The organism is Vibrio sp. 10N.222.55.C6, from assembly GCF_041473395.1.
Taxonomy (GTDB): domain Bacteria; phylum Pseudomonadota; class Gammaproteobacteria; order Enterobacterales; family Vibrionaceae; genus Vibrio; species Vibrio crassostreae_C.
This window is the reverse complement of the sequence record NZ_JBFRSD010001048.1, coordinates 1-419: the sequence shown is the minus strand read 5'-3', so window position 1 is coordinate 419 and position 419 is coordinate 1. Positions and strand designations below refer to the sequence as shown.

The following is a 419-nucleotide window of genomic DNA, read 5'->3' as shown; positions in this document are numbered from 1 at the left end:
AGGTATAAGTTGCCCTTTATGGTTCTTGATTGAGACTTAGCGTATTGAGCCAAAAGGCTTTTAAGCTGTTCTCGTTGCAGCGTTGGGTCGCCACTAAATGAAATGATTGAGTCATTCCCAGAACGGGCAATGCTGGTCATGTAGTGAAAGTCATCCCCTAATTCCAACTTAGCCGCCAAAGCTGTCACCAGCTTTAAAGTACTGGCGGGTGGATAGAAGCCATCACTGTTGGAATTCATTTTATTTGAGACGCCACTCAGGGATTCCAAAATCACACTGGTGCTACTGCCATCAGGCAGTTTATCTAAAGGGGCGTAAGCGTTAACTGAGAAAGCGCTAATGGAAAAACTACATACAAGTAGTGTGGATAGAAGGCGCATAGAAGATTTCTTGGATGGCTGATGTTTTCAGTATACAGA

Annotated in this window: 1 protein-coding gene; it reads right to left on the bottom strand. The window is 43.9% G+C overall.

The window, feature by feature from the left end; translation table 11 throughout:
* The coding region (locus tag AB4486_RS27490) for a D-alanyl-D-alanine carboxypeptidase (protein ID WP_372119968.1) at window positions 1–380 on the bottom strand (380 nt) is incomplete at its 3' end.
* Window positions 381–419: the final 39 nt, after the last annotated feature.